Source organism: Duganella sp. Root336D2, from assembly GCF_001425005.1.
Taxonomy (GTDB): Bacteria; Pseudomonadota; Gammaproteobacteria; order Burkholderiales; family Burkholderiaceae_D; genus Rugamonas.
Window position 1 is genome coordinate 255,855 of sequence record NZ_LMDB01000033.1, and the last position, 23,889, is coordinate 279,743.

The window sequence follows — 23,889 nt, forward strand, 5'->3', positions numbered from 1 at the left end:
AATGCAAGACCAGGACACCAGCCAGCGCGCACTACACCTGCTGCAGACCGTATTCGGCTACCCAGCCTTCCGCGGCCAGCAGGGGGAGATTGTCGAACATGTGGGCAATGGCGGCGATGCACTGGTGCTGATGCCGACCGGCGGCGGCAAGTCGCTGTGCTACCAGATCCCGGCCATGCTGCGCAACGGCGTGGGCGTGGTGGTGTCGCCGCTGATCGCTTTGATGCAGGACCAGGTCGACGCCCTGGCCGAAGTCGGCGTGCGCGCCGCCTTCCTGAATTCCACGCAAACCTATGAAGAAGCGGCGCGCATCGAGCGCCTGGTGCGCACCAACCAGATCGACCTGCTGTACGTGGCGCCCGAGCGCCTGCTGACGCAGCGCTGCTTCGACCTGCTGCAGGATTCGCAGATTGCACTGTTCGCCATCGACGAAGCGCACTGCGTGTCGCAATGGGGCCACGACTTCCGCCCGGAATACATCAAGCTGTCGGTGCTGCACGAGCAGTTCCCGAACGTACCGCGCATTGCGCTGACGGCAACCGCCGACCATCAGACCCGCGCCGAGATCATCCACCGCCTGGCGCTGAACGATGCCGCGCAATTCGTCTCTTCGTTCGACCGCCCGAACATCCGCTACCAGATCGTTGAGAAGACCAATGGCCGCAAACAGCTGCTGGACTTCATCACCGCCGAGCATGCGGGCGATTGCGGCATCGTGTACTGCCTGTCGCGCAAGAAGGTGGAAGAGACCGCGGAATTCCTGAACGAGCATGGCGTGCGCGCCATGGCCTACCACGCCGGTATGGAGCATGCGAAGCGGGCCGACAACCAGGCACGCTTCCTGCGCGAGGAAAATATCGTGATGGTCGCCACCATCGCCTTCGGCATGGGCATCGACAAGCCGGACGTGCGTTTCGTCTGCCACCTCGACCTGCCTAAATCGATCGAGGGCTACTACCAGGAGACCGGGCGCGCCGGCCGCGACGGCATGCCGGCCAGCGCCTGGATGTCCTACGGCCTACAGGACGTGGTGCTGCAGCGGCGCATGATCGACGAGTCCGAGGCCGACGAAAATTTCAAGCGCGTGCTGTCGACCAAGCTCGATTCCATGCTGGGCCTGTGCGAGACCCTGAGCTGCCGCCGCATGCGCCTGCTGGAATACTTCGGCGAACCCGCCACGCCTTGCGGCAATTGCGATACCTGCCTGATTCCGCCGGTATCCTTCGACGGCACGGTGCCGGTGCAGAAACTGCTGTCGGCAATCTACCGCTGCGACCAGCGCTTCGCCGCCGGCCACGTGATCGACGTGCTGCGCGGCGCCGAATCGGAACGCATCCAGACCTGGCACCACGACAAGCTGTCCGTGTTCGGCATCGGCGCCGACCGCAGCGAGCAGGAATGGCGCGCCATCCTGCGCCAGGTTATTGCGCTCGGCCTGGTGACGGTCGACCACGAACAATTCAGCTCGCTCAAACTGACTGACGCCGCACGCCCGGTACTGAAAGGCGGCCAGAAAGTGCAGCTGCGCCAGTACCAGAAACCTGTCAAGCAGAAGCGTAGCAGCTCGACGCCGAAAGGCTATGAGGAAACCAGCCTCGATGGCGACGAGCAGCGCGTCTTCGACCGCCTGCGCTCTTGGCGCATGGGCGCGGCGCGCGAACACGGCGTGCCGGCCTATGTGATCTTCAACGACGCCACGCTGCGCGAAATCGCCAAGGTGCGTCCGTCTTCGCTGAACGAGATGCGCGGCATCTCCGGTGTGGGCGAGAAAAAGCTGGTGTCCTACGGCGACGAGATCGTCAGGCTGATCGCCGACCTGGCCTGAGGCGCAGGCTGCCCAGCAGCGCCAGCCCGGCCAGCAGCAGCGCGCCCTGCGCCGGTTCCGGCACGGGCGACTCCCAGGCGCTTTCCAGGAACCAGCCGGCATAGGCTTCGGTGTAGCCACCGATGCCACTGAAGTGCAAGCGCTCTACTGAACCACCATTGCGCCATACCACTGGCTGCGGCAGGCTGTAGCCCGGGATCAGCGCATTGCCAACCACCGTTCCCTGGTTGTTGAAGCCAGTGATGGTGACCTCGCTGGCGGTGCCAGGCAGGTGCAGTATGGAACCATCCGGATGCCAGATGGCAGGCTTGCCATCCTGGCCGATGCCGGCGACCTGGCCCAGGTCGTTCAGTACCTGCGGCCGGAACTGCGCGTCAAATTTGACAGCCCGGTACATGGGCGCATTCTGTGCGTGCGCTGTGCAAGCCAGCAGCGCCAGGGCGGATAGCAATATTCGAGCGAACTTGGGCATGACAATCTCCTTTGTGTGAACAGGAGCCAATGCTGCGCCGACGCTGAGGGCCGCGCGCGCCAGCTCAAATCGTGCGCATCGGCGCGATAGTCTTGCGCGTTATAGCGCGATGCTGGCCGCGGTGCTGGTGAGCTGGCGATAGCGGCCGGGCGGTGCGCCGACTGCTGCGCTGAAGCGGTGGGTGAAGTGGCTCAGGTCGGCATAGCCGCAAGCCTCCGCGACCTGCTGCAAAGGCAGGCGGCCCGCACGCAGCAGCCCGCGCGCACGCTCGATGCGGCACGCCGCGATCCAGGTGGATGGCGGCATGCCGAAGCTGATGCGGAACATGCGGGCCAGGTGGAATTCCGACATGCAGGCGAGCTGCGCCAACATGCCCAGGGTGATGTTCTGGTCGAGGTGGGCTTCAATGTATTCGTGCAGCCGGCGCCGCACCAGCGGTGCCAGGCCGCCGCGCAGGCGCAGGCCGGGCCTGCTCATCGACTGCGCGTGCAGCAGTTCGCTCAGGGCTTGGTGCGTGATTTCGTTGGCGCGCAGCAGTTGGTCGGCGTCCTCCCACGGCTGCTGCAGCAGGTCGCCGCACAGCTGCACCAGGCGCTGGTTTTCGAAATAGGTGCGATCCTGCAGCGTCAGTTCGCGCGGCTCGCGGTCCAGTTCAGCCACAGCGCGCTGCGTGAAATGCTCCGGCATGAAATAGACGTGCAGCATGCGCAGCTGGCCGCGCACTACCCACTCCGACTCATGCCAGTCCGGCAGTGAGCACAGGCGCTGCGGCGCACCGTACTGCCCCGGCAAGCCTTCGCGTTCCACGCTGTAGCCGCCGCCCAGGTAGCAGGACAAGGTATGGTGGCCTGGCTGGCGGTATTCCGTGAACGCCTCCTCCGTGCTGCGATGCCAGACCGCTGCCGCCAACCCGTCGCCGAGCCAGGCAAAACGCTCCAGCGTCGCATCGGTGCCGGACATGGTGCGGAACACCGCGTGCGACATCGCATCACCCGGCTCCGCCGCCAATGCCGCGCGCGCCGCCGCCCCCACGCGCTTGCGTGGAACGGCATCATCAGATTGTCCAGTCAGAGGCTTCACGCCGAAAAGTCTAGCACGGGCACTCCCGCCCTGCCGGGCACCCCTTCGATATGCGCAAGATCAGACAAAGCCCTGTCGGGAAAATTTACAGCGACCTTAAACCCGGCTACCCCTTATCCATAAGAATCAGTGACTTGCAGGCATGGGGTATAAAAATTGCTTATTGCTTTTGAAGCAATACTGCCAACAAGACTACTACTCTGAAAGGAAATATCGATGAAAAAGCTCGCTTGCCTTGCAGCCCTGTCAGTCGCCTTCGCCACAGCCCAGGCAGGCCCGATCCAGCTGGACCTGACCAGCGGCATCTTCGCCAACAACAACGGCTCGGTCGTTGTCGACACCTACACTGAAGATGGTTTCCGCCTGCGTACAGTGCGCGCCGGCGACCATTTCGATCCGGCGTTTATCGGCGACATCGGCATCCACAACGGCTTCCAGAATGCCGACGACGTGAGCTGGGTCATCGACTTCTTCGGCGCCAGCTTCAACCTGGTCAACATCAATATCGCCGGTTACGTCGATGGCGCATCGTCGATCACTGTGACCGGCTCCAACGGCGCCACGCAAATCTTGTCCGGACTCGGTACCCTGGCGCTCGCCGGCATGGGTAACGTGATATCGGTCGTCTTCAATATCGGCCAGGACGGCGGCACGCAGGGCTTTGGCTTCTCCGAGATCAACGTCGATACCACGCCAGTGCAGCAATTGCCGGTACCGGGCTCGCTGGCGCTGCTTGGCCTTGGCCTGTCGGCACTGGGCATTTCACGCCGCCGCACGGCGAAGTAGTCGGCAAATTGCCAGTGTCCGCCACGGTACACTGGCAGTTTTTACGAGCCAGCGTCGTCCATGTTCCGTTTTTTCCTGCCCGTCGTCTTGTTTTTCCCGGCGTCGGCCTTTGCCACCGACAGCCAGCGGCAAGTACCAGCAATGTCGGCGCCGCAGTTCGACAGCCTTGTCGCGGCACTGGAATCGGGCCAAATTGACCGCACACAATTGGCTGCGCTCTCTCAGGTTGGCAGCGGCAATATCACGCGCCTGACCGCGCGGACTGGCTTGCCTTACATGACGCCAAGCGCGGATGAGGATTACTTCTCGTTCGGTGCCGATTCGGGTAAAAAGCATTACATCGTCTGGTTCACCGTCACCCCTCGCCTGCCGCAGGACGCCGAAACGCCCGGCCTGGCCGCCATTCTGGCCAATCGCAGGGTCACCCAATACCATGTGATCGCCTTAATTGAGGGCAGGAAGGAAAGCAATCTGGTCGCGAGCCGCCTGCGCGACGCGGATAGCAGCAAGATCAGACAACCAGGCCAGCGCGATTGACGGCATGCTGGGGGCACTATGAATATTGCCCTCTACCTCACCACGGTGCTCATCTGGGGCACCACCTGGATCGCGATCAAATTCCAGCTCGGCGTCGTCGCTGCGCCGGTGTCGATCGCTTATCGTTTCTGGATCGCGGCGCTGGTGCTGATGCTGATCCTGCTCGTGCGCAGGCAGCAGATCCTGCCGCCGCGCTCAGCGTGGCGCTACCTGGTCGCGCAAGGACTGGCTCTGTTCTGCTGCAATTTCCTGTGCTTCTACTACGCCACAACGTGGGTGCCGAGCGGGCTGGTGGCGGTGGTGTTCTCCACCGCGCCGATCTGGAATGCGATCAACGGACGCCTGTTCATGAAGCGTCCAATCCGGCCGCAAGTACTGGGCGGTGCGGTACTTGGACTGGCAGGCATCGTGATGCTGTTCCTGCCTTCCATGCGCGGCCACTGGAACGACAGCGGCATGCTGGCCGGCCTCGGACTGGCCCTGCTTGGCACGCTGTGCTTCTCGACCGGCAACCTGCTCTCCAGCCGCATGCAGGCGCTGGGCATGCAGCCCTGGCTGACCAACACCTGGGCCATGCTGATCGGCGCCACCATCCTGACGATAGGCGCACTGGTCCTCGGCATGCCGTTCAACTTCGACCCAAGCCCGCGCTATGTCGGCGCTTTGCTCTACCTGGCCGTGCCGGGCTCGGTGATCGCCTTTACGGCTTACCTGCTGCTGGTGGGGAGGATCGGGCCGGACCGCGCGGCATACTGCACGGTACTGTTCCCGGTGGTGGCGCTGACGGTGTCCACCTTCTTTGAAGGCTACCAGTGGAGCAGCATGGCGCTGGCCGGGCTGCTGCTGGTGATCGGCGGGAATTTGCTGGCCTTCATGCCGGCGCGGGCCAAGGCCCAGGCGCCGGCGACTGCCTAGCTTACTTCTTGGTGAACACCAGGTCCCAAACGCCGTGGCCCAGTTTCAGGCCACGGTTTTCGAACTTGGTCAGCGGGCGGTATGCCGGCTGCGGCGCGTAGCCTTCAGCCGTGTTCTGCAGCGCCGGCTCGGCGCCCAGCACTTCCAGCATCTGCACCGCATAGTCTTCCCAGTCGGTTGCCAGGTGGATGTAGCCGCCCGGCGCCAGGTGCTCGCACAGGGTCTTTACAAACGCGGGCTGGATCAGGCGGCGCTTGTTGTGGCGCGCCTTATGCCATGGATCCGGGAAGTAGATATGCACGCCCGCCAGCGAACCGGCCGGGATCATATCGCGCAGGACCTCCACGGCGTCATGCTGGATCACGCGCAGGTTGGGGATGCCTTCGTCGCCGATCATCTTCAGCAGGCTGCCTACGCCAGGGGTATGCACTTCGACACCGATGAAGTCCTTCTCCGGCATGACCTTGGCGATGTGGGCGGTGGTGCCGCCCATGCCGAAGCCGATCTCCAGGATCACCGGCGCCTTGCGGCCGAAAGCCTTTTCGTAATCCAGTGCTTCCTTCGTGTGCTCAATCAGGAATTGCGGGCCGAACTCCTTCAGTCCACGTTCCTGGCCGGTGGACAGGCGGCCAGCACGCGTAACGAAGCTGCGGATGCGGTGTTCGGTCGGGTCATAGAGCATTTTGCCCTTTGGCGTGGATTCGGAAGACATGGCTGAACGTGCAAGGAAAAGGGGCGATTATACCATTCCGGTTTTATCGCCCGGCCTGCGATAATAGCGGGTCTTGTCCCTTAGGAAGCCCCTCAAATGGCCCTCGCACTGAATATCCTGATCATCGTCCTGGCACTGGTAACGCTGTACTTCCTGCTGAAGGGCGGCCCGAAAGCCACGCCGGCGCCGGCGGGCAAGCCGGCGGGCGGCTCCTACACCCCGCTGCCGCAGGGCGAACCGGTGCACCACTGGAGCGACGAAGGCCGCTTCCAGCTTGAAGTGCTGGGTGAATCGCGCTACTCCGACACCATCCGCACCCTGGCCGGCGAGCATGGCGAAGCCGCTGCCGAGGCCCGCCACAAGGCGCTGCTGCTGGCGGACGACAATAATCCCTACGAAGACAAGGCGGTCGCCGTCTTCCTCAACAACGAAATGGTTGGCTACCTGGCGCCGAAAGACGCTGCAGCTTTCCGCACCATGCTGGCGCGCCAGGAGATCAGCGGCCAGCTCACGTCGACCGACGCCGTCATCCGCGGCGGCCAGGTGTACGAAGGTAAGCGCCTGGCCCACGCCGTGTGGCTCGATGTTAACTTGTCGTAAACGCCCCACGCACAATTGAGTTTTTGGCATCCTTATGCCATATTGCGGCTTTATATTTTTGATAATTCCGCAAAGGATGTCCATGAAGACCAAATTCGCCTTGCTGCTGCCAGTCCTGCTGCTGGCCGCATGCGCCAAGAAGCATCCGCAACCTGAGGCGGCAGCGGCTGCCGCTCCAGCCCCTGCCACTGCAGCCGCTGCGCCGGCCCCGGCACCTGCCGCCGTACCGGCTCCGGCCGCCGCGGCAGCCGCCGCCCCGGCCGGCAATGCTCCCCTGCCGACGCCAATCATTTCCACTGAAAACATGAGCGACGAGCAACTGGAAACCGCCAAGCGCCAGGCCAAACTCGATTACTCGAATATGGAGCAAGCCTATCTGGCCGATCCGGAAGCACAATGGGCCAGTGCTGCCAACGCCAGTTCGAACTACAGCGACAGCCAAAACGCCTCCAAAGCGATTGGCAAGGTGGACGGCAACTACTGGTCCACCAAAAGCAGCGATGTCGGCTTCGATTCGCTGGAAGTGACGTTCGATAAGCCGGTCAACGCGACCCAGCTGCGCGTAGCGGTGGCTGATGCCTATGGCCTGGATGGCATCACCAAGGTAGAGCTGCAAGATACCGATGGAAAATGGTACACCGTCTGGTCCGGCGTGCACGGCGTGAAAGCCGACAAGCGCGGTCCACGCACCTGGTTCGTGCAGCCGATCGAGAAAACGGCGTACAAAGCCAAGGCCGCACGCATCACCAAGTCCAACAACATGACCAGCTACTGCCTGCAGGTCGACGCCGTACAGCTGATCGGCTCCTGATCGGGCGCCCTGCCTTTCCCGACAGGCGTATCATGGTTCCAGCTGCTTGCAGGAGGCTACTATGGAACGTGAACGGGCAAAGGCAGGGGACGCGGTGCGGCCAATCGGCTGGCGCCATAAGATGCTGGTGATCCGCACCACGCCGGGCCGCTCGGGCCGGAATGATGACGAGGACGTGCTGTGCCGCTGGCACGACAGCGACGGCGAGCACCAGCAAACCTTCAAATCAGGACAGCTTGAAATCCTGAACTCAGCCGCGCAAGCGCGCAACCCGCGCGGCCGAACGCTTATTTGAGCAGGCCGAAGACTTTGGAAATCGCCTTGCTGCCGTAGGAAATCGGATTCTCGCGGATCTTCTTCTCTTCTTCCCCGATCATCAGGAACAGGCCATCCAGCGCGCGCTGGGTGACGTAGCTTTCCACGCTGGCCTGCTCTTCGGTGGCCAGGCCGAACTTGGTGGCTTGTGCCATGGCGCTGTTGAACTGGCCGGACAGCTTGGATTTATCGGTCACGCCTTTCACGATCGGCTTGAATTTCACCGCCAGCGGCGCTGCCGTTTTCTCCTTGAAGAAATCGGTGACCGAGGTGTCGCCGCCGGTCAGGATCGCCTTCGCATCGCTCAGCGTCATCGACTTGACGGCATTGACCAGCAGCGGCTTGGCCAGCGGGACGGCTTGCTCGGCGGCGCGGTTCATCGCGGTTTCCAGCTCATCGAGCTGCTCGCCGCGGCCGGTCATTTCCAGGATCGGCCGCGCTTTTTCCAGCACGCGCGGCAGCTTGATGCGCACCGCATCGTTGTTCAGGAAACCGCCGTCCACGCCCAGCTTGCCCACCGCCGCGACCGAACCGGCTTCCAGTGCGGCTTTCAGGCCGCCGCCCGCTTCCTTCTCGGTCAAGGCGTCCAATGGGTTTGCAAAAGCGGTGGCGGCGAGCGCCATGCCGGCCAGCAGGGTGGTTACTTGTTTTGTGATGCTCATGGCGCACCTCCTTCGTTACAAAGGCTCAACCCTACCATAAGGACGACGCTTCCAGGCAAGACTCGCCACCGCCGCCAGCACGCAAACCATGCCGGCCAGTTGCGGCGGCGTGATGGCTTCATGCAGGACGGTATTGGCGAACAGCGTGGCGGAGATCGGCGACAGGGCCGTGAACAACGCTGCCTCGGTGCCGCTCACGCGCGCCGAGCCGGCGTACCACAGCACGAAGCCAAGCACGGTGGGCACCAGCGCGTAGTACAGCACCGCTTGCAGGGCGCCGGGCTTGACGCTGATGTGCCATGGCTGCTCAAAGGCCAGCGAAGCGCCGCCCGCCAGCAGCAGGCCAAGAGCGCACATCAACGTCGACAAGGGCAGCGCCTCGACCGGCGCGCTCAAGCGCTTGTTCAGCAAGATGAAGAACGACTCGCACGCCACAGCGGCCAATACCAGCGTCATCCCAAGCAGTTGCCCCGTCCCGCCGTCGGTCCCGGTGCCGCGCCAATTTACGCCGCTTGCCACCAGCACGCCAAGCGAGGCCAGGGCGATCGCGCCCAACAGGCGCAGCGTCGGCCGCTCGCCGAGCCCCAGCACGGCAAATGCCGCTGACACGATCGGCAGCGTGCCAACCAGCACGCCCGCGGTAGCCGCGCTGGTAAACGACATCCCCGAAATCAACAGCACCGTATAACCAACGCTTCCCGCCCCCGCCTGCAGCAACAGCAAGGCCGCGTCGCGCCGCCCGATGCGCGGCCAGCGCGCCCGCAACAGCCAGCACAAGGCCAGGAATATCGGCAGCGCCACCATGAAGCGCAAGGCCGTCGCCGTGAACGGCGGCAGTCCGGACGCAATCACCTTGCTGGCCACCACTGTGCTGCCGACCGTCACCATCGCCAGCGCGCAATACAGGTACCCCACCATTTGCAGCCTCCATCAACGAAAGCTGCAGGCTAACCCATCCAGCGCATTCAGGTCTTGAACGAAATTGCAAACGCGCCGGGGGCGACGCCGTATTTGCGGGTAAACACGCGGGTCATATGGCTCTGGTCCGAGAACCCGCTGGCGGCTGCGGCATCGGCCAGCGCCATGCCGCCAGCAATCAGGCGACGCGCCAGCAGGATGCGGCGATGCAGGAGGAAGGCGTGCGGCGTAAAGCCCGTATTGCGGGCAAATGAGCGCACCAGTTGAAAGCGGCTCAAACCGCACGCACCCGCCAGTTCGGCCAGCGACCAGTTGGAGAGGGGATCGTCTTCCATCATCGATTGGGCGACAGCGGTGGGCGCCGCGCAACGCGTGGCAGCAGCGCTGCGACGGAGCAAGGTCTGCGCCATCAAGTCAAACAAGTGGTACTCGGCCGCCAGGGGCGCACCCGGCAACGCCGATGTGACCGCAGTGTACGCGCGCGCAAAGCCAGCCGCCAAGGCGGCATCCTGCAGCACCGGCGCCTTGAACTCGAGCGAAGCGCCGCCAGCACCGGGGTCCGCATCGCGCAGCAGTTCGGCCGCAAAACCAGGCTCCAGGTACAGCATCTTCCAGCTGCGCCCACCGTCGCCAAGGGGTGCTCCATCATGGACCTCATTCGGGTTCACCGTGATCACATCGCCCGCGCAAGCCTCCACCATGCCGCAGCCGCTGAACGACTTCGAAGCGCCATGCGTGAGCAAGCCGATGCCGAATTGTTCGTGGGTATGCCGGGAAAAGGATTGGCTGCTATGCGCTTCCACCGCCTGGATGCGTGCATCACCGCACGGTAACACCTGGAAGTTCGCTTTGGCCATGGACAAAGGGGGATTGGAGCGGGTGAAGGGAATCGAACCCTCGTATGAAGCTTGGGAAGCTGCCGTTCTACCATTGAACTACACCCGCATGCCACGCATTCTATGCGGCTTTGACCGAAGTTGGCAAGAAGGACACACCATAGTGCCCTTCGTTGCATCTCACACCCTTATTGGATGAACGGCCAGCCGTCGGCCGTGAAGCCGAGCGTATTGATGCCCAGCGTGGCACGCCCGCCGTTGTTGCCGTCGTAATAGTGGTAGACGTAGGTAGGCTTGTTACTGTTGCCGGCATCGGTGAACACGCTGCCGCCGCCAGGGCCGATGATATTGCCATGGGTACTGAGCAGGATGGTGCCGCCGCCCGCGGTCAGGGCTACGCCGCCGCGGTCGACATAGGGCCCGGTCACGCTGCTGGAACGGCCCACTATGGTGCGGTAGGTGCTGGTCGAACCCTTACAGCACTCATTGATTGGCGCGAAATAGTAGTAATAGCCGTTGTAGTAGTAGATGAATGGCCCTTCTTCGCCGGCCGATGGCGTGCCGCGCTTGGCCAGGGTATACACCGGTGCATTCGTTTTGATCAGGCCATTGGCAGGATCAAGCTGCACCAGGTGCGTGCCGTCGGTCCACGACCCCCATGCCATCCACCAGTTGCCGCCGGCATCCCGCAACGGAGCCGGGTCGATCGCGTTGTCGGTGGTGGCCCAAAAGCCCGGCGGTGGCGCAGTGGTCGTGCTGTTCCAGGACTTGGTGACGAAGCCTTTATCGGTCCACGGTCCTTGCGGCGACGCGCTGGTGGCAACGCCGATTACCGCCTCGGCGCCCGTGCTGGGCAGGTAGGGGATGGAGTAATACTGGTAGTAGGTGCCGTTCACCACCATCAGGCTCGGCGCCCAGACATCGGTATTGGCGCCATTGTTCCATCCCTTCGGCGTCTGCAGGCCGCTCCATGAACTGAAGTCTGGCCCGATTGGAGGACAATTCGGCGCGTAGCCGCCCATCTGGCCGCCGGTGCAGCTCGTGTAATTCGTGAAGTTGACGCCATCGGTCGATGTGGCCAGTGTCTGGTGCGAGCCGTACAGCCAATATTTGCCGCTGGTATCCCGCAGCATATAGGGATCGTGGACGAAGATGCCATTGCCGGCGACCGCGCGCGGCGCAGGGTAAGGGCTGGCGCCGGTGTTCACCAGCTGCCATTCCTGACAGGTGCATCCGGTCAGGCCCCACTGGTCGACGGTGGCGGTATTTGCAATACTCGCCATATACGCTTCCAGGTACTTGCCGCTATTGGCGTTCTGGATCAGGAAGTTGCCGCTCGCCGCCTGCGTGACGACCCACAAATGATCCGAAGTGCCGTTGTCTGCCCATTGCACCACCTGCGCGCCGTCTGCGGTGGATGCATTGGTCACCCCTAACACCTGGTGCGTCAACATGTTCTCGATGTTGTAGCGCCCATTCCCCATCGGCATGAAGTGCCACAAATGGTCGGCCGTGCCGTTATCGGCCCATTGGATTACTTTGGATCCAGCAGCCTGGCTGGCGCCGTCGATGCCTAATACCAGGCCGCTGTTAACATTCTTGATCTTGTACTGCACACTCGTATTGATCGTGATCGGGGTAGCTGCGTGCGCGGAAAGCGCCATGCCGATCAGCATGGCGAAACATGACAGAAGTCGCTTCATAGATGGTCTCCTTGGAGTTTTTTGACTGCCAAACCATCCTAGTCACTGTCCTGCCAGGCCACCAATCGTATCTTTTACGTCGGCAATACCCCTTTTGATATCGCGATTATTCCGGCTTCAGCCGCGGCCGAGCAGTCCCCCGAGGGCAGCGCCAAGGCCGCCGCCGGTGTCGGGAATGGCACCGCCCGGCGTGAGCTTGTCGACCATTTGCGGCAGCAACTGCGCCAGATGGCCGGCGACGTCTTGCGTGTTGAGGCCAAGGCGGCTGGCGATGGCTTGCACTTGCTCACTGCCCAGCACTGCCTGGATCTGTTCCGCACTGATCGACTGGTTGGCGCCAGTGCCGATCCAGGAAGCGATCACGCCGCCCATGCCGCCCTGCTCGAACGTCTTCACCAGGCCTTGCAAGCCGCCGGTATTGGGATCGTTAAGCATCGTGGTAACCGCATCCAGCATCCCTTCCGGATGGTTACCGCCTGAGAACTGGCTCAGCACTTCGCCTGCCAGTGAATCGAGAATACCCATGGCACACCTCCTCAAATAGAACGGCGACTAGCAACAGTATCACAACGGGCTGTGTGTCCGAATGTAACGTTGTTTATCCCATTGAAAATTCAAGCTGCGACCGGCGTGGAAGGTGCAAAATGCCCGGACCAAACCAACCGGACTGACTTCCAATGAAACCAACCGTAGTCCTCGGCATCGCACTGGCTTTTGCGGCAAACATCGCTCACGCCCAAACTGACCCGGTCTCCGCGCTGGTCAGCCAGCTCGAACTGGAAAAATACAAGGCCACCATCAAGAGCCTGACCAAATTCGGCGACCGCCGCCAGGGCACGGAGCGCAATCGCCAGGCGCTGGACTGGATCGAGGCGCAGCTGAAAGCGTACGGCTGCTCCAATGTGGAGCGCTTGCAGTACCAGTTCACCGAGCCGGCCATGCGCGGCAAGCCGGCGGTGGCGGCAGGCGGTGGTGCGGGCGGTCCTCCTGGCCAGGGCGGCAGCACCCTGTTCGGCAACCGCGCGCCGACCGGTGTCAATACAGATCCGATGAAACAGCCGGACGAACGGCTGCGCGCACTGAATGCGGAACAGACGCCGCAAGGCACCTCCCTGCGCGAGAACGTCTATTGCACCAAGATCGGCAAGACGCGCCCCGATGAAATGTACATCGTCAGCGCCCATATGGACGGCATCGGCTTTGGCGAGGCGGCCAATGACGATGGTTCCGGTACCGCGCTGGTGATGGAGCTGGCGCGCATCTTCAGCGCACCTGGGGTGGAGACTGATCGCTCGATCCGCTTCGCCTTGTGGAACAACGAGGAGACCGGCTTGAACGGCGCGGCCGCCTACGTTGAACAGCGCAAGAACCTGCAAGGCATCGAGTCGCCGAAAGGCTCGGGCAAGTATCCCGAGCCGCGCTGGCTGGGCATGATCCAGCACGACATGATGCTGTTCGACCATGGCATGCCGATCCCTAAGCTCGATGATGCCGGCAAGCCGGTACTGGACCCGAATGGCCGTCCCGTCTGTGTGCTGCCGAACGAGCAGCGCGCCGAAGCGGACGTGAACATCGAGTTCCAGTCCAACTCGAAACAGGCGGAAGCATCGGCCAGGCTGGCGTGGGACTTCCGCGCGGCGAACGACAGGTACGCAACCAATTATCCGGCTGCCGTTGGCTTCCACATGACCAACACCGACTCCACGCCCTTCATGGACCTGGTGCCGTCGATCTCACTGCGCGAGAACGAGCGAGGGCAGCAGATCGGCTCCGGCTGGAATCCGCACTGGCACCAGCCGACCGACCTGTATGCGAACTACTCGGACAAGGACTTCCTGCTTGGCCTGAATGCTGCCCAGACCACGCTGGCCGGCGTGGCCAGGCTGGCTGGCGCCAAAATCGCCAAGCCTTAACGCCACAAGGGGTCGCTGGCCATCAAGGCCGTGGCCCAGTCGGTAAAGGCACGCACGCGCGACGACAGCCTGCGCGCATACGGATAGACAAGGCTGATCGGCATGCTGCCCAGGTGCCAGTCGGCCAGCACTTCCACCAGCGCGCCGCTGCGCAAATGCGGCGCCGCTTCCGCGCGCGGGATATTCAGGATGCCCAGTCCCGCAATTCCCGAAGCGACATATGCGGCGGCGCTATTGAAGCGCATCGCCGGCATCTGCTCGATGGTGTAGCGCTGTTCGCCGCGCAGTAGGGTTTGCATATGCTGGCGCCCCGTGGCAGCGAAGACGAAGCCAAGGTAGCGCTGCGCCGGCAGGTCTTCCACCGACTCCAGCCGCGGCGCCGATGCCAGGTAGGAGGGCGCCGCGCATAAGCAGAACTGCATATTCCCCACCCTCTTCGCCACCAGGTCCTGGTCCGCCACCGGCCCGCCGCGCAAGGCGCAATCGATCCCCTCCTGCACCAGGTCCACCACGCGTTCGCCGCAGCCGATATCGAGCTGCACATCCGGATAGCGCGCCGCAAAATCCGGCAAGGCGGGAATGATCAGGCTTGTGCCGACCGGCGATGGCATTTCAACCCGCACGCGGCCGCGCGCGCCGTGGCGCGAGGATTCCAGTTCATCCAGGTCGTCGAGGAGCGCGCGGGCGCCTTCGTAGTAGGCCGCGCCGTCCGTGGTGGGCGACACGCGGCGCGTGGTCCGGTGCAGCAGCTTCATGCCCAGGTGCGCCTCCAGCCCCTGGATCTGGCCGGAGATAGTGGTCTTCGGTACGCCCAGCGCTTCGGCCGCGCCGACGAAACTCCCCACTTCCACGATGCGGCAGAAGGCGCGCATTGCCTCAAGACGGTCAAAAGCCATGATTGTTCGACTTTCCGTATATTAAAAACGATAAAGACCAGTTTATCCGTAATCTCGTCCGGACTAAAGTGGATTCATCGCAACCAACCACAGGAATCCACCATGAAACGCATCGACTATTACGCAGCCGCCCCGAACGCCATGAAAGCCATGATGGGCCTGGAACGCGCGATTGCGGAATCGCTGCTTCCGCTCAGCCTGCGCGAGCTGGTCAAGATCCGCGCCTCGCAAATCAACGGCTGCGCCTATTGCATCGACATGCACAGCAAGGACGCACTGAAGAACGGCGAAGACGTGCGGCGCCTGATGGCACTGCCGGCCTGGCGCGAAACGCCCTTCTTTGACGAACGGGAACGGGCCGCGCTGCTGTGGACCGAAACGCTGACCGAGCTTTCCAAAAACGGAGCGCCGGATGCTGTGTACAGTGCCGTCGCCGCCCAATTCAGCGAGCAGGAACTGTCTGAACTGACCTTCCTCATTGGCACCATCAACGCCTGGAACCGCTTTGCCGTGGGCTTCGCAATGCAACTGCCCAATTAACCACAAGACAACTGTTTTGGTGGAAAAACCACGAAATGGCCACGCTTTCGGCGCGGCCATTCGTCGATCTGCTAGTATGCACTGCGATCTTTCCCAACTGAAACAAAGTGTCAAAAATGCGCAGCACACTCACCGCAGCCGAACACGAAACCCTGCTTGAAGACGGCAAACCAATCGTCATCACCACCGACCTGCAGGGCCGCCTGACCTACACCAATTCGACCTTCATCGCTGTCGGCGACTACGCCGGCGACGATTTGATCGGGCGCCAGCAAAAGGCGCTCTATCACCCGGATATGCCGGCGCAGGTCGATGAAGACATGCTGCGCACTACGATGTCGGGCGAGCCTTGGCGCGGCCTGGTCAAATACCGCCGCAAGAATGGCGGCTATTTCTGGTGCATCGCCAACGTCACGCCTGTCATTGAAAAGAACCGCACCACCGGCTTCATGGCGGTCTGCACCAAGCCCAAGGCACAGCAGGTCAAGGACGCCGAAGCTTTGTACCGCACCGTGAGGGGCCCGAATCCGGAAGGCGTGCGCATCGCGCGCGGCGCCGCTGCAGCGCGCGGCCGCAAAAAGATCACCAATGCACTGCGCGATATTTCGCTATCCCAGCGCATGGCGCTGTGTTTTGGCAGCATGACGCTGCTGGCGCTGTCGATGGCGCTGCATGCCGTGCTGCCCTATTCCGATTTCGCGCTGCACCTGCAGGCGTTGCTGCTGGCGGCGCTGGCGCTGTACGGCTGGTACAACCTGCACCGCGCGATCGTGGCTCCGGTCCAGGCCTGCATCAACGCCACCCGCATCCTCGCCGGCGGCGACCTGACTACGCGCATGGCGGTTGACCGCCACGATGAACTGGGCCAGCTGCAGGCCTTTGTGCGCCAGTTGAACCTGAACCTGGCATCGATACTCGGCGACATCCGCGGCAATTTCGCGCTGACCCGCAGCACTACCACGCAAGTGCGCACCGCTAACGTCGACCTGGCGGCGCGCACCGAAGCGCAGGCAGCGAACCTGGAACAGACCACGGCCCATATGGGACTCATCACCGGCACCGTGAGCCAGACTGCCGATAACGTGAATAGCGCCAATGGCGTGGCGACCGAAGCGACCGCGCTGGCCGAACGCACCGGCGTGGCCGTGGCCCAGGTGGTAACGGCAATGGACGAGATCCGCCAGTCGTCGCACAAGATCGCCGACATCATCGGCCTGATCGACGGCATCGCGTTCCAGACCAATATCCTGGCCCTCAATGCAGCGGTGGAAGCGGCACGCGCCGGCGAAAGCGGTCGCGGCTTCGCTGTCGTCGCGAGCGAAGTGCGCAGCCTGGCGCAGCGCAGTGCGGCAGCGGCCAAGGATATCAAGGCGCTGATCGACGCATCGGCCGGCAAGATCGAAGGCGGCGCCAGCGTCGCTACCACGGCCGGCAAAGACATGGATGCGGTGATTGCCGCCATCGGCCGCGTGGCCGCCATCATGGGCGATATCCGCGGCGCGACGCGCGAACAGAGCGATGGCATCAACCAGGTAAAAGATTCCATCGTCCAGCTTGACGAGGTGACGCGGCAGAACAGCCAGATGGTGGAAGAGGCGTCTACCGCCACCGGTGTGCTGGACCTGCAGGCGCAGGCCGTCGCCAAGGCGCTGGAAGTGTTCAAGCTGCCGCCGCAAAGCGCCAGCAAGTCGAGGCGCGCCTGACGAAGCGGGGTAGCGCTTACTCGGGCGCTTCCACCTTGTAACCCTTGGCCTGCAGTTCAAGCAGATAGTTCTTCGGGCCGATCAACTGGCTTAGCGACAACACTGCGAAAGTGGTGTCGTTGGCTTCCAGCGCATGCTCCGCATTGGACATCCAGGCCTTGCGGGCCGACTGTTCCGCGTGCTGCAGCTTGTCATTCGACTTGAAGGCTTCGTTGTCGAAGACCGCCTGCTTGCAGGCTTCCTCGCGATCGGCAAAATTGAGCGAGGCAATCTTCGACATATCGCCTACCGCCCAGGCATTGGCACGCACACGCATGGCGTCGATATCGGACTCCAGGCTCTCCACGGTCTTGGCAAAGCAATCGGTATCGGCGCCGGGCGAATTCTTGAATGCCTTCAAGGCCTGGCCCGGGTTATCCAGCTCCGTTTCGAAGCCGCTCGGGGTCACCTTTACCTTGTACTGCTTGACCAGCTTATCGAGCTTCGCATACACCTCGGTGCGCTTGGTCAAGCCATTCTTTTCCAGCCCATACCGGTAAAGCGTGTCGGCAGCAAACATCGGTCGCTCACGTTCGATGTCGTCGTTCTTGCCGATGTATTTGGCCTTGAGCGCCTGCCAGCGATCATACGTCTCCGCAGGCAGCACGTCGATCAGCTTCGCGCCATCCGGGTTGTTCTTGAAGCCGATTGCATAGGGCAGCAGCTTAAGGCCGCCCCAGAACCCCACCTTGATGCCGAACGAAGGTTTTGGCAGGTACTCCTGCGACTTGGCGATGATGGATTCCACCTCATGGGAACGCCAGTCCATCTTGATCGGCAAAGGCGAGTAATCGCCGAACAGGTACATCACGTGCTCGCCTTTGGAGACCTTCCACAGGCCAGGGCCGGGACGCTGGCCCGTGATCACAACCTTTTCACCTTCCGGCGCCTGGGCTTCTTCCTGCGCCCAGGCGCTTGCCGCCAGCAGGCTCAATGCCACGGCGGATATCACTTTCCTTGTCATCCTCTTACTCTTTCTAAATGGTTAAGAGAATGGCAATACTACATCAGCGGCGTGAAGCAATGGTGAGTGTATGGACCGGCGTGCCTTTGTCGGTGACCACCTTGACGGTCAGCGTGCGTTCGGTGGCGTCTACGCGCGCCAGCTGGTCCTGACCCAGGACCAGGCGGTGGTAGGCATGCCCCTTGCCGGGCGCCTGGTAGGAGAAGGCGTGGTCATGGCCGGCGAGCACCAGGTCGACGCCGGCCTGGTTGGCCAGCGCGGTCCAGGCCGCGCCGTTATCGGGCAGCCAGCCCCAGTCGCCCTGGTGCATTGCCACCACGCGGAACGGGGCGCTGGAGAAGTGGCTGTTGCTGGCTGCGTGCGCGCGCAGCCATGCAAGCTCGCCTTCGCGATAAGGTACGGTACGATTCAGCTGGGCATAGACGTTGGTTTCGTCGGGCTTGTCCTCGGCGGTATCGAGCACCAGCAGGTGCACCGGGCCCATGGCGCGCCCGTAGTAGTAGCTGCCTTCCGGCGTCGGCACGTAGCCGGCCAGCTGGCGCGCAAAGGCGCCGCGCAGTTCGTGGTTGCCGCGTGCGAACAGCAGGGGTTTGCCCGGCCCCATCGCGGCAACCGTGGGGCGCAGCCATTTGGCCCACAACTGTTCTTCCGAATCGATCCAGTGGAAGGCATCGCCCAGGTGCAGCAGCGCGTCGGCGCTGGCCCAGTCGACCAACTTCATCAGGCGGCCGATGCGTGCCGTGTCTTCGTGGGTATCAGTCACCACGCTGAACGAGACCTTGTCCTGCTGCGGGCTGAAGGTCGTGAAGGCCGCGGCTGCGCTGGCGGTGCTCAAGCCCTTGTCCGGCCAATAGGGCTTCAGCTTCACCACGCGCGTGGCGCTGGCTTCATAGGAATAGCGTTTGCCGGGATCCAGCCCGGTGATCGTCACCACGTGCCGCTGGCCGACCGGCACCAAGCCGTCGACCTGCGGCTCGATTTCGCGCGCCGAATCACCGTCGCTCAGGCGTACCTTGGCGTGGCTTGGCGCATCGGTCATCCACATTACCGACACCGAGGTATCGGAGAGCGCCGACAGGTAAGGGCCTTCGGTAATGACAGGCCTGGTGTCGAACACCTTGTACGGCTCGGACTGGGCTATGGCCGCCCCTTGCACGGCCAGGGCGGCCAGGCCGATGCAAACGGATGCCAGCACTATGCGCGTGCGCTTCATCAGTAGCGGTCGTTGAAGGCGAAGACAGGTTTGCGCTTGCTCCACTCGCCCCGCGTAAAGTCCGGGAAGTCCAGCGTCTGGAAGTTCTGCGCGATCGATTGCTCGGACAGCGGCGTGATGGCGCTCCACGTCACCGCGTCGTAGATATCGATCGGCATCGGTGCGCGCGCCTTGAGCGCTTCCACAAAAGCATGGATCACGAAGTAATCCATGCCGCCGTGGCCCGCACCTGCCGCTTCGCTGGCGTATTTGCGCCACAGCGGGTGGTCGAACTGGTCCTGGTAAGCCTGGAAGTCCTCCCACTGGTGCGGCTTGCTCTTGCCTTCGACGTGGATGGAGTGGTTCACGTCCATCCACAGACCATTCGTTCCCTGCACGCGGAAACCCAGCGAATAAGGGCGCGGCAGCGAAGTATCGTGCTGCAGGACGATGGTCTCGCCGTTCTCACAGGCCAGCGTGGTGGTCACCACGTCGCCCAGGCTGAACCTCACCTTGCCGCTCGCGTGCTCGGCACCGCCCTGCTTGACGATGTAATCGTGCAGGCCGCGCGCCTTGGTGGCAAAGGTGTTGATACGGGTGAAGCGGTTGCCGCGGTTGATGTTGGTGTACATCGCGCACGGGCCGATGCCATGACTGGGATACAGCTCGCCATTGCGCTGCACCGAGTGCTCGGTGCGCCACTTCGCTTCCGACCAGCCCTTGGCACCGAATTCGATGCCGCTGCCGTATGGCTTGGCTGGATCGCCGTTGTTGAACTTCACCGCGCGCAAGTCGTGCTGGTAACCGCCTTGCAGGTGCACCAGTTCGCCGAACAGGCCGGAGCGCACCATCTGCAGCACCGCCATCACGTCGCGGCGGTAGCACACGTTCTCCAGCAGCATGTACGGCGTGCCGGTCTTGAGCTGGGTGTCCAGCACGTCCCAGTGATCTTTCAGCGTCACACCCGCCACCACTTCGCAGCCTACCGGCACCTTGGCCTGCATGGCGTCGATCGCCATTTGCGCGTGCCATTCCCATGGGGTGGCGATGATCACGCCGTCGAGCTGCTTCGAGTCCAGCATGCGGCGGTAGGCGTGCTTGTCGCCATCCTCGCCGAAGGTGCGCGGCTTCGGCTTGCCGGCTTTTTCGAACTGCGCCAGCGCCTTGCCCAGCATGATCGGTTCGATATCGCACAACGCAGCAACTTCCACGTCATCGCGGCGCACCAGTTCGCGCAGCAGCACCTGGCCGCGCATGCCGGTGCCGATCATGCCGAGCCGGAGCTTTTCGCGGCCGCCGGCCGCAAAGGCCGTCGGCAGCAGCAGGCTGCCCGCCAGCGCGGCGCCGGCGGTGAGGAAGTGTCGTCGATTGAATTGCTTGTCCATCTAGTCTTTACCTCTTTGGTTGGATCGCAGGTTACCAGAACTTGTAGCTGGCCGAGAGAGCGAAGACGCGTCCGAACAGGTTTTGCTGGTGGTTGTAGCCTTCCCAGCCGTTCGGGTCGTAGTACGGCTTCTTGTTGGTCACGTTCTTGATATTCAGGCCCAGCTCCAGGTTCTTGACCGGCTTCCAGTTGAAGCCCAGGTTGACCGTGTAGTACGAAGGCTGGCCGCCGCACAGGTTGTCCGGCAGTGCCACGCCGCCGGCAGTGCAGTTTTCCGGAGCGTTGTCGGTGTCGTACGCGCCGTATGCCCACTTGGCCTTGCCGGTGTAGTTGACGAACAGGCTGGTGACCAGGTTCTGGTAGGTCCAGTCGGCATTGAAGGTGGCGCGCAGGCGCGGCGAATCGTAGTAGCCCACGTAGTTGCCGGAGAAACCGCTGCCGTCTTCGTAATTGTAGGTTTCGCGCTTGCGAATCGTGAAGGCGGCTCCGGTATTCAGCTTGCCGTATTCGCCCAGCGAGAAGCGGGTGCGCGCATCGATGTCGAAGCCGTCCATCAGGGTGCGGCCGCGGTTCGAATAGGAGTTGATCAGGCCACCCAGGTTGCCAACCGAGTATTTCGGCATGCCAGCTGCAACGCAGGCCGGCAGGTTGGCCAGGTTGTTGCACATGGTGACCACGGCCGCCATATTGGCGCGGTCGGCATCGGTCAGGTCGTTGCGGATTGCCTGGTTGGTGCCGGCCAGGCTCGGGCCATGATTGGCAACCAGGTCGGTGAACAACTGGTTGAAGTCCTGGCGCACGATCTCGTTGCGGCGGTACACGAACCAGTAGTCCAGCGAGATGCTGACGTCCTTGGTCGGCTGCAGCACCAGGCCAAGGGTCGAAATCTTGGCCTTTTCCGGCTTCAGGTCAGGGTTCGGCGGAGTCAGGCCGCCCACCGTGGTCGAGCAATTGGAGTTCAGCAGTGTCTTGCCCAGGTCCTGGTCGGTGCCGGTGACGGACTTCATCAGCAGCCTGGCGATGGCATTGGTTTCATCGCAGCGCACGGTGTCGCGGATGCCGCCCACCTGCGCGAACACGCCGCCGCTGCCCGATTCAGCCAGGTTCGGCGCACGGAAGCCTTCCGAATAGGTGCCGCGGACCATGATTTCAGGGCGTGCACGCCATTGGACGCCGATCTTCGGCGCCAGGTTGGCGGAAAAGTGCGGGTATTTGTCCACGCGGGCCGCGGCATTGATTTCCAGCGTATCGGTCACCGGCACCACCACTTCGCCGAACAGCGCGCTGACGGTGCGCTTGCCGTCGAACCAGGACCCGCCCTGCTGCGTGATCAGGCCATTGGCCGCATCGGCATTGCCGGGAGTATCGAAGCTTTCGCGCATCAGGTTGGTGCCAATGGCTGCACGCACTTCACGCTCGCCCAGCTTGAACAGCGTGCCTTCCACCTTGGCGTCGAAGCTAATCAGCTTGGTCCAGGACTGGATGTCGAAAGTCGGGAAGGCTTCGCGGATCAGGGCCGCATTGGCTTCGCTGACCTCGCCGAACTTGAAGGCCGGGTTGTCGGCTATGTAGACGCGGCCGGTGATCGGGTCCCTGGTGGTCGGGCCGAAGGCTTTCTCGAAGCCTTTGGTGTTGATATTGGTGGTCTGGTACAGCGTGGAATGGCTGCCCGCGACACCCAGCGCGGTTTCGAAATCCCAGCTGCCGGCGAGGTGGCCGCGCAGGCCGGCCAGCACGCGGTAGTTGTCGTCCAGGTTCTTCTGTCCGAAGTGGCCGACCGCATCCTGCATGATGTAGTTCAGACCCGCCGCGCCGCCCATCTTGGCTGCCATGTCGGGATCCAGCTTGCCCTGCAGGTAGACGTTGTTCGGGCCCAGGTAAGGATTGACGAAGGTATTCAGCCTGGTGCCGGTATTGCGCGAGAACCAGTTGCTGGTGGTGCCGCTGTTGAAGCTGCGCGGGCCATTTTCACCGCGCAGCTTGATATGGGTGAAAGCGGCTTCGGCAAAGGCTTCCAGGTCTTCGCCCAGCTTCATGCGGCCGGACAGGAAACCGGTGGCGCGGTCGGAAGTCGGCCCGGTGTCCAGCGAATACGGCAGGTTGTTCCACACGCAGCGGGTGCCCGACGCTTCGGTAATCATGGTGGAGCAACCGCTCACCGCACGCTGGGTGCGCGCGTTGTTCTTGGCCGGGTCGAACACGAAGAAGGTGCCCGGGTTGGGCTGTCCAGGTTCGCTGCCGACACCGATGCGGAAGTTGGGAATGAAGTTGGGGTTGTTGACGTAGAAGTAGTCCGGGCGCTTGTCATAAGTGTCGGACAGTGCTATACGGTCGCGCTGGTACACGTTCAGGGAAGCCATGAAGTTGTAGCCATCGTTGGCAAAGTCGCCCTTGCCGTACACCAGGCTGGCCTGGTGCTCGCCGTAAGCCGAGACTTTCTGGGAATGATCGGTGCTGACTTTCGCTTCCAGGCCCTGGTAATTCTTCTTGGTGATCACGTTGATTACGCCTGCCACCGCATCGGAGCCGTACACTGCGGAGGCGCCGTCGGTCAGGATTTCCATGCGCTCGATTGCCGCTGCCGGAATCGAGTCGATGTTGACGAACATGGTCTGGAAGCCTGCCGGCGCGCCGTAGAACGACAGGCGGCGGCCATTCAGCAGCACCAGCGTGCCTTGCGCGCCAAGACCGCGCAGGTTGGCTTGCGAGGCGCCGTCGGAGCCGGTGAACATGGAGCGGAAGTCCTGCTGCGCCGGGCGTGCAGCTGGCAGGTTGTCCAGCACTTGCATCAGGGTCCGGGCGCCCATGTTTTCAATCTGCCTGGCGTCGATCACCTGCACTGGCGATGCGGTTTCCGCGTTGATGCGTTTCAGGCTGGAGCCGGTCACTTCGACGCGGTGGATCTTCTCGCCTTTCTCGCCTTTCTCGTCCTTCTTGTCATCCGCTCCATCGGCTGCCAAGGCGCCGCCGGCAAATCCAATAGCTGCCAGCGCAGCGATCAATTTCTTCAGTTCCACTTGCATCTCCTTTTTTTAGTTTGCAAAACGCCCTCCCCGGTCCGAAGAGGGGTTCGTTCTTAGCGACGA

At 62.7% G+C, this 23,889-nt stretch carries 23 protein-coding genes and 1 tRNA gene; 10 read left to right on the top strand and 14 right to left on the bottom strand.

All coding sequences use genetic code 11. The features are described from left to right. Window position 1 precedes the first annotated feature (1 nt). Window positions 2–1,825 carry a DNA helicase RecQ gene (gene recQ, locus ASD07_RS19475; RefSeq protein ID WP_055934096.1) on the top strand — a complete coding sequence of 608 codons (1,824 nt, stop codon included), beginning with the start codon at window positions 2–4 and terminating at the stop codon, window positions 1,823–1,825. On the opposite strand, the gene ASD07_RS19480 is transcribed toward recQ, so the two are convergent. Further along, window positions 1,800–2,297 carry a PEP-CTERM sorting domain-containing protein gene (locus ASD07_RS19480; protein WP_156398100.1) on the bottom strand — a complete coding sequence of 166 codons (498 nt, stop codon included), beginning with the start codon at window positions 2,295–2,297 and terminating at the stop codon, window positions 1,800–1,802. The genes recQ and ASD07_RS19480 overlap by 26 nt on opposite strands. A 99-nt stretch (window positions 2,298–2,396) precedes the next feature. Beyond that, window positions 2,397–3,281: a helix-turn-helix domain-containing protein gene (locus tag ASD07_RS19485; RefSeq protein ID WP_055934099.1), complete on the bottom strand. Its 885-nt coding sequence runs from the start codon at window positions 3,279–3,281 to the stop codon at window positions 2,397–2,399. A gap of 312 nt (window positions 3,282–3,593) precedes the next feature. Between ASD07_RS19485 and ASD07_RS19490 the strand changes: the two genes are divergently transcribed. Genes ASD07_RS19490 through ASD07_RS19500 form a run of 3 tightly spaced genes read left to right on the top strand, consistent with a single transcriptional unit; the run spans window position 3,594 to window position 5,615 of the window. Continuing rightward, entirely contained in the window at window positions 3,594–4,163 is a 570-nt protein-coding gene (locus ASD07_RS19490) for a PEP-CTERM sorting domain-containing protein (protein WP_055934101.1), read from the top strand. Window positions 4,164–4,223: 60 nt separating this feature from the next. Further along, complete coding sequence (locus ASD07_RS19495) at window positions 4,224–4,700, top strand: hypothetical protein (RefSeq protein ID WP_055934103.1); 477 nt, start codon at window positions 4,224–4,226, stop codon at window positions 4,698–4,700. A gap of 18 nt (window positions 4,701–4,718) precedes the next feature. Next, window positions 4,719–5,615, top strand: a complete 897-nt coding sequence (locus tag ASD07_RS19500; RefSeq protein WP_055934105.1) for a DMT family transporter — start codon at window positions 4,719–4,721, stop codon at window positions 5,613–5,615. 1 nt (window position 5,616) lies between these two features. On the opposite strand, the gene trmB is transcribed toward ASD07_RS19500, so the two are convergent. Further along, window positions 5,617–6,297 carry a tRNA (guanosine(46)-N7)-methyltransferase TrmB gene (gene trmB / locus ASD07_RS19505; RefSeq protein WP_055934489.1) on the bottom strand — a complete coding sequence of 227 codons (681 nt, stop codon included), beginning with the start codon at window positions 6,295–6,297 and terminating at the stop codon, window positions 5,617–5,619. A gap of 126 nt (window positions 6,298–6,423) precedes the next feature. Here trmB and ASD07_RS19510 point away from each other — a divergent pair, with 126 nt between their 5' ends. From ASD07_RS19510 to ASD07_RS19520, 3 genes are all read left to right on the top strand, one after another. Next, window positions 6,424–6,927: a hypothetical protein gene (locus ASD07_RS19510; protein WP_055934107.1), complete on the top strand. Its 504-nt coding sequence runs from the start codon at window positions 6,424–6,426 to the stop codon at window positions 6,925–6,927. A gap of 82 nt (window positions 6,928–7,009) precedes the next feature. Further along, window positions 7,010–7,738, top strand: a complete 729-nt coding sequence (locus ASD07_RS19515; RefSeq protein WP_229207219.1) for a hypothetical protein — start codon at window positions 7,010–7,012, stop codon at window positions 7,736–7,738. A 61-nt stretch (window positions 7,739–7,799) separates the two neighbouring features. Continuing rightward, the gene (locus tag ASD07_RS19520; protein WP_055934111.1) at window positions 7,800–8,033 is read left to right on the top strand and encodes a hypothetical protein; all 234 of its coding nucleotides are present in this window, start codon (window positions 7,800–7,802) and stop codon (window positions 8,031–8,033) included. Here ASD07_RS19520 and ASD07_RS19525 read toward each other — a convergent pair. From ASD07_RS19525 to ASD07_RS19550, 6 genes are all read right to left on the bottom strand, one after another. Continuing rightward, window positions 8,026–8,715 (bottom strand): DUF4197 domain-containing protein, encoded by a 690-nt coding sequence (locus ASD07_RS19525; protein ID WP_055934114.1) that lies wholly within the window; start codon window positions 8,713–8,715, stop codon window positions 8,026–8,028. The genes ASD07_RS19520 and ASD07_RS19525 overlap by 8 nt on opposite strands. 15 nt (window positions 8,716–8,730) lie before the next feature. Next, window positions 8,731–9,633 carry a DMT family transporter gene (locus tag ASD07_RS19530; protein ID WP_055934115.1) on the bottom strand — a complete coding sequence of 301 codons (903 nt, stop codon included), beginning with the start codon at window positions 9,631–9,633 and terminating at the stop codon, window positions 8,731–8,733. A gap of 47 nt (window positions 9,634–9,680) precedes the next feature. After that, window positions 9,681–10,490, bottom strand: a complete 810-nt coding sequence (locus ASD07_RS19535; protein ID WP_055934117.1) for an AraC family transcriptional regulator — start codon at window positions 10,488–10,490, stop codon at window positions 9,681–9,683. Between the two features lie 14 nt (window positions 10,491–10,504). Further along, window positions 10,505–10,578: transfer RNA gene (locus ASD07_RS19540), tRNA-Gly, on the bottom strand. 79 nt (window positions 10,579–10,657) lie between these two features. Next, window positions 10,658–12,172 carry a family 43 glycosylhydrolase gene (locus ASD07_RS19545; protein WP_082507443.1) on the bottom strand — a complete coding sequence of 505 codons (1,515 nt, stop codon included), beginning with the start codon at window positions 12,170–12,172 and terminating at the stop codon, window positions 10,658–10,660. Window positions 12,173–12,289: 117 nt separating this feature from the next. Then, on the bottom strand, window positions 12,290–12,697 hold the full coding sequence (locus tag ASD07_RS19550; RefSeq protein WP_055934121.1) for a YidB family protein: 408 nt from the start codon (window positions 12,695–12,697) through the stop codon (window positions 12,290–12,292). A gap of 152 nt (window positions 12,698–12,849) precedes the next feature. On the opposite strand from ASD07_RS19550, the gene ASD07_RS19555 reads away from it, so the two are divergent. Further along, entirely contained in the window at window positions 12,850–14,085 is a 1,236-nt protein-coding gene (locus tag ASD07_RS19555; RefSeq protein ID WP_055934123.1) for a M28 family metallopeptidase, read from the top strand. Here ASD07_RS19555 and ASD07_RS19560 read toward each other — a convergent pair. Continuing rightward, window positions 14,082–14,981 carry a LysR family transcriptional regulator gene (locus ASD07_RS19560; protein WP_055934125.1) on the bottom strand — a complete coding sequence of 300 codons (900 nt, stop codon included), beginning with the start codon at window positions 14,979–14,981 and terminating at the stop codon, window positions 14,082–14,084. The genes ASD07_RS19555 and ASD07_RS19560 overlap by 4 nt on opposite strands. A gap of 102 nt (window positions 14,982–15,083) precedes the next feature. Here ASD07_RS19560 and ASD07_RS19565 point away from each other — a divergent pair, with 102 nt between their 5' ends. Together ASD07_RS19565 and ASD07_RS19570 are read left to right on the top strand one after the other, a co-directional pair. After that, window positions 15,084–15,521: a carboxymuconolactone decarboxylase family protein gene (locus ASD07_RS19565; protein WP_055934127.1), complete on the top strand. Its 438-nt coding sequence runs from the start codon at window positions 15,084–15,086 to the stop codon at window positions 15,519–15,521. Window positions 15,522–15,637: 116 nt separating this feature from the next. Further along, window positions 15,638–17,224 (top strand): methyl-accepting chemotaxis protein, encoded by a 1,587-nt coding sequence (locus ASD07_RS19570; protein ID WP_082507444.1) that lies wholly within the window; start codon window positions 15,638–15,640, stop codon window positions 17,222–17,224. A gap of 16 nt (window positions 17,225–17,240) precedes the next feature. Here the strand turns inward: ASD07_RS19570 and ASD07_RS19575 are convergent, their stop codons facing one another. Genes ASD07_RS19575 through ASD07_RS19590 form a run of 4 tightly spaced genes read right to left on the bottom strand, consistent with a single transcriptional unit; the run spans window position 17,241 to window position 23,826 of the window. Further along, entirely contained in the window at window positions 17,241–18,227 is a 987-nt protein-coding gene (locus ASD07_RS19575; protein ID WP_082507445.1) for a TraB/GumN family protein, read from the bottom strand. A gap of 43 nt (window positions 18,228–18,270) precedes the next feature. Further along, entirely contained in the window at window positions 18,271–19,440 is a 1,170-nt protein-coding gene (locus ASD07_RS19580; protein ID WP_055934132.1) for an FN3 domain-containing metallophosphoesterase family protein, read from the bottom strand. After that, a complete protein-coding gene (locus tag ASD07_RS19585; RefSeq protein WP_055934134.1) occupies window positions 19,440–20,804 on the bottom strand; it encodes a Gfo/Idh/MocA family protein in 1,365 nt (454 codons plus the stop codon). Before ASD07_RS19585 ends, ASD07_RS19580 begins: the two co-directional genes overlap by 1 nt. Window positions 20,805–20,835: 31 nt before the next feature. Next, window positions 20,836–23,826, bottom strand: coding sequence for a TonB-dependent siderophore receptor (locus ASD07_RS19590; protein ID WP_082507446.1), 2,991 nt, complete (start codon window positions 23,824–23,826; stop codon window positions 20,836–20,838). Window positions 23,827–23,889: the final 63 nt, after the last annotated feature.

Bases quoted from the DNA above. Each gene is read 5' to 3' on its own strand.
- ASD07_RS19480 (WP_156398100.1), bottom strand. From the start codon at position 2,297: ATGCCCAAGTTCGCTCGAATATTGCTATCCGCCCTGGCGCTGCTGGCT.
- ASD07_RS19485 (WP_055934099.1), bottom strand. From the start codon at position 3,281: ATGTCGCACGCGGTGTTCCGCACCATGTCCGGCACCGATGCGACGCTG.
- ASD07_RS19495 (WP_055934103.1), top strand. From the start codon at position 4,224: ATGTTCCGTTTTTTCCTGCCCGTCGTCTTGTTTTTCCCGGCGTCGGCC.
- ASD07_RS19550 (WP_055934121.1), bottom strand. From the start codon at position 12,697: ATGGGTATTCTCGATTCACTGGCAGGCGAAGTGCTGAGCCAGTTCTCA.
- ASD07_RS19560 (WP_055934125.1), bottom strand. From the start codon at position 14,981: ATGGCTTTTGACCGTCTTGAGGCAATGCGCGCCTTCTGCCGCATCGTG.
- ASD07_RS19575 (WP_082507445.1), bottom strand. From the start codon at position 18,227: ATGACAAGGAAAGTGATATCCGCCGTGGCATTGAGCCTGCTGGCGGCA.
- ASD07_RS19530 (WP_055934115.1), bottom strand. From the start codon at position 9,633: ATGGTGGGGTACCTGTATTGCGCGCTGGCGATGGTGACGGTCGGCAGC.
- ASD07_RS19555 (WP_055934123.1), top strand. From the start codon at position 12,850: ATGAAACCAACCGTAGTCCTCGGCATCGCACTGGCTTTTGCGGCAAAC.
- ASD07_RS19500 (WP_055934105.1), top strand. From the start codon at position 4,719: ATGAATATTGCCCTCTACCTCACCACGGTGCTCATCTGGGGCACCACC.
- ASD07_RS19510 (WP_055934107.1), top strand. From the start codon at position 6,424: ATGGCCCTCGCACTGAATATCCTGATCATCGTCCTGGCACTGGTAACG.
- recQ (WP_055934096.1), top strand. From the start codon at position 2: ATGCAAGACCAGGACACCAGCCAGCGCGCACTACACCTGCTGCAGACC.
- ASD07_RS19565 (WP_055934127.1), top strand. From the start codon at position 15,084: ATGAAACGCATCGACTATTACGCAGCCGCCCCGAACGCCATGAAAGCC.
- ASD07_RS19525 (WP_055934114.1), bottom strand. From the start codon at position 8,715: ATGAGCATCACAAAACAAGTAACCACCCTGCTGGCCGGCATGGCGCTC.
- trmB (WP_055934489.1), bottom strand. From the start codon at position 6,297: ATGCTCTATGACCCGACCGAACACCGCATCCGCAGCTTCGTTACGCGT.
- ASD07_RS19520 (WP_055934111.1), top strand. From the start codon at position 7,800: ATGGAACGTGAACGGGCAAAGGCAGGGGACGCGGTGCGGCCAATCGGC.
- ASD07_RS19515 (WP_229207219.1), top strand. From the start codon at position 7,010: ATGAAGACCAAATTCGCCTTGCTGCTGCCAGTCCTGCTGCTGGCCGCA.
- ASD07_RS19570 (WP_082507444.1), top strand. From the start codon at position 15,638: ATGCGCAGCACACTCACCGCAGCCGAACACGAAACCCTGCTTGAAGAC.
- ASD07_RS19585 (WP_055934134.1), bottom strand. From the start codon at position 20,804: ATGGACAAGCAATTCAATCGACGACACTTCCTCACCGCCGGCGCCGCG.
- ASD07_RS19545 (WP_082507443.1), bottom strand. From the start codon at position 12,172: ATGAAGCGACTTCTGTCATGTTTCGCCATGCTGATCGGCATGGCGCTT.
- ASD07_RS19490 (WP_055934101.1), top strand. From the start codon at position 3,594: ATGAAAAAGCTCGCTTGCCTTGCAGCCCTGTCAGTCGCCTTCGCCACA.
- ASD07_RS19590 (WP_082507446.1), bottom strand. From the start codon at position 23,826: ATGCAAGTGGAACTGAAGAAATTGATCGCTGCGCTGGCAGCTATTGGA.
- ASD07_RS19580 (WP_055934132.1), bottom strand. From the start codon at position 19,440: ATGAAGCGCACGCGCATAGTGCTGGCATCCGTTTGCATCGGCCTGGCC.
- ASD07_RS19535 (WP_055934117.1), bottom strand. From the start codon at position 10,490: ATGGCCAAAGCGAACTTCCAGGTGTTACCGTGCGGTGATGCACGCATC.